Origin of the sequence: Enterobacter cloacae complex sp. P13B (genome assembly GCF_014895915.1) — a bacterium.
Lineage (GTDB): Bacteria > Pseudomonadota > Gammaproteobacteria > Enterobacterales > Enterobacteriaceae > Enterobacter > Enterobacter bugandensis.
Map to the genome: position 1 here is coordinate 1 of NZ_JADBQN010000141.1, position 318 is coordinate 318.

At 32.1% G+C, this 318-nt stretch carries 1 pseudogene; it reads right to left on the minus strand.

From position 1 onward, the window contains the following. Positions 1-25 precede the first annotated feature (25 nt). Positions 26-318 (minus strand): annotated as a pseudogene (locus tag IM273_RS22330) (hypothetical protein); the annotation flags it as partial.

Consider the following 318-nt stretch of genomic DNA (forward strand, 5'->3'; position numbering starts at 1 on the left):
CAACTTGAATTTGCTGATATTCAATTTATGAATGAAAGGTTAAAGAACGAGCTTTCAATGGTAGATCAAAAGCCCTTCTATCATAACCATATGTTTCAGGTTCTTTTGTGTAATCCATGAATGTATCAAATAAACCTTTTCGTTCAAGAATTGCTTTGGAATCATCATGCTTAATATGATACCCATTTGGATAGATTTTATCCCATTCAATGCAATGTTTAAAGAATGATGGGATGGCAGGATCAAGCATGTATTTTTGAGTATCCTCTAGAATATCTTTTACATCACTTCTTGTGATACTAATCCTATCAATTGTAC